This is a genomic window from Bradyrhizobium sp. (assembly GCF_049798375.1).
In the GTDB taxonomy this organism is placed as follows: Bacteria; Pseudomonadota; Alphaproteobacteria; order Rhizobiales; family Xanthobacteraceae; genus Bradyrhizobium.
On record NZ_JBARGP010000716.1, the window covers coordinates 1 to 2,015 of the forward strand.

At 66.3% G+C, this 2,015-nt stretch carries 2 protein-coding genes and 1 pseudogene; 2 read left to right on the forward strand and 1 reads right to left on the reverse strand.

Annotation, left to right across the window (positions count from 1 at the left end; all coding sequences use genetic code 11):
- Both WA702_RS27895 and WA702_RS27900 read left to right on the forward strand, forming a co-directional pair.
- Positions 1-361: pseudogene (locus WA702_RS27895) on the forward strand (MFS transporter); the annotation flags it as partial.
- 21 nt (positions 362-382) lie between these two features.
- Positions 383-1,129, forward strand: a complete 747-nt coding sequence (locus tag WA702_RS27900; protein ID WP_425113764.1) for a sulfite exporter TauE/SafE family protein — start codon at positions 383-385, stop codon at positions 1,127-1,129.
- A gap of 69 nt (positions 1,130-1,198) precedes the next feature.
- Here WA702_RS27900 and WA702_RS27905 read toward each other — a convergent pair.
- The coding region (locus WA702_RS27905) for an AAA family ATPase (protein WP_425113765.1) at positions 1,199-2,015 on the reverse strand (817 nt) is incomplete at its 5' end.

The following is a 2,015-nucleotide window of genomic DNA, read 5'->3' on the forward strand; positions in this document are numbered from 1 at the left end:
GCTGTCAGCAGACCCATCGCATTTCGACGTGGCCTGGCGCATGGCGCTTTCGGGCCTCGGTTTTGGCCTGTTCCAGACCCCGAACAACCGCACCATGATCGCCGCCGCGCCACGCGAGCGCTCCGGCGGCGCCAGTGGCATGCTGGGCACGGCGCGGCTGCTCGGCCAGACCACCGGTGCCGCGCTGGTCGCGATGTTGCTGGCGCTCAGCCCTGACAATGGCACGCGGCTGGCGCTGGCGACCGGCGTCGGCTTCGCCCTGGTCGGTGCGGCGCTGTCCATGCTTCGGCTGTCGCCGGCCGGCGCCCGCGGCGCCGAGCATGTCCGGGTTCAGGACGGCCAGCGCCTCAGGGGCGAATAGGTCCACACCGCGGGGATCCGAATGCTGCTTCTACTCGCGCTCGCGGCCTTCGGGTCCGGCATCGTCAATTCACTGGCCGGCGGCGGCGCCTTCCTGACCTTCCCCACTTTGCTCGCGGCCGGCATCCCGGCGATCGACGCCAACGCGTCCTCGACGGTGGCCCTCTTCCCAGGCCAGTTCGTCAGCGCCTGGGCGTCGCGCGAAGTGTTCGGCAGCACCGACGCACAATGGCGCCGCGATCTCGTCACGCTGACCATCATCAGCCTGATCGGCGGCACGCTCGGCGCGGTGCTGCTGCTGGTGACGCCCTCTGAGGCCTTCAGCCGCCTGGTGCCGTGGCTGCTGCTGTTCGCCACCGCGGTGTTCGCGTTCGGCATGCGCTTCACGCCGAAGGACGGCAAGCGCTGGCTTGGCCCGACGGCGATCAAGGTCGTGCAGTTTTTGATCTCGATCTATGGCGGCTATTTCGGCGGCGGCATCGGCATCCTGATGCTCGCGGCGCTGGTGTTCTACGGCATGCGCGACATCCGCAGCATGAACGCGATGAAGGTGCTGCTGGCGGCGCTGATGAACACCACGGCGTCCATCATTTTCGCCTTTTCCGGCCGCGTTCATTGGCTGGAGACGATGACCATGATGGTCGCCGCCATGGCCGGCGGTTTTGTCGGCGCACGGATCGGCCTCGTCGTGCCGCAGGTTTACGTCCGCATCTTCGTCGTCGCCGTCGGCTGCGTGCTGACCGTCTATTTCTTCATCAAGCCGGCGTAGCGGCGACGAACGGGCAACAAAAAAGGCCGACATCGCTGCCGGCCTTTTCGCATTCCGTTGGTCTGGCGATTACGCCTTCACCATTGGTCCCTTCGACACCGGGCCCTTGGGAGCCCCGCCGCCGCCATTACTGCCCGGTCCGCCGGACTTCGGCTTGCGCTTGCGCGCCGCCGGCACTTCGGACTTGGGCGCCACCGGTCCCTCGACGAACTCGAAGCCGATCTTCTCCTCGGCGCTCGCCTCATCCTTGACCAGCACGACGCGGACGTGACCGCCGCCCTTCAGCTTGCCGAACAGCACCTCGTCCGCCAGCGGCTTCTTGATGTGCTCCTGGATCACGCGGCCCATTGGGCGCGCGCCCATCTGCTCGTCATAGCCGTGCTGGATCAGCCAGGCCTTGGCGGGCTCCGACAGCTCGATCGTGACGTCGCGGTCGGCGAGTTGCACTTCGAGCTGCAGCACGAACTTTTCGACCACCATGCCGATGACGTCGACCGCCAGATGCGAGAACGACACGATGGCATCGAGCCGGTTGCGGAATTCCGGCGCGAACTGGCGGTTGATCGCCTCATGGTCGTCGCCTTCCCGCTTGCTGCGGGTAAAGCCGAACGCCTGCTTGGCGAGATCGGCCGCGCCGGCATTGGTGGTCATGATCAGGATCACGTTGCGGAAATTGACCTGCTTGCCGTTATGGTCGGTGAGCCGGCCATGATCCATGATCTGCAGCAGCACGTTATACAGGTCCGGATGTGCCTTCTCGATCTCGTCGAGCAGCACCACGCAATGCGGATGCTGGTCGACGCCATCGGTCAGCAGACCGCCCTGGTCGAAGCCGACATAGCCGGGAGGTGCGCCGATCAGGCGCGACACCGTGTGCCGCTCCATG

Excerpts from the sequence above, each read along its gene's own strand:
- WA702_RS27900 (WP_425113764.1), top strand. The coding sequence starts at position 383 with ATGCTGCTTCTACTCGCGCTCGCGGCCTTCGGGTCCGGCATCGTCAAT.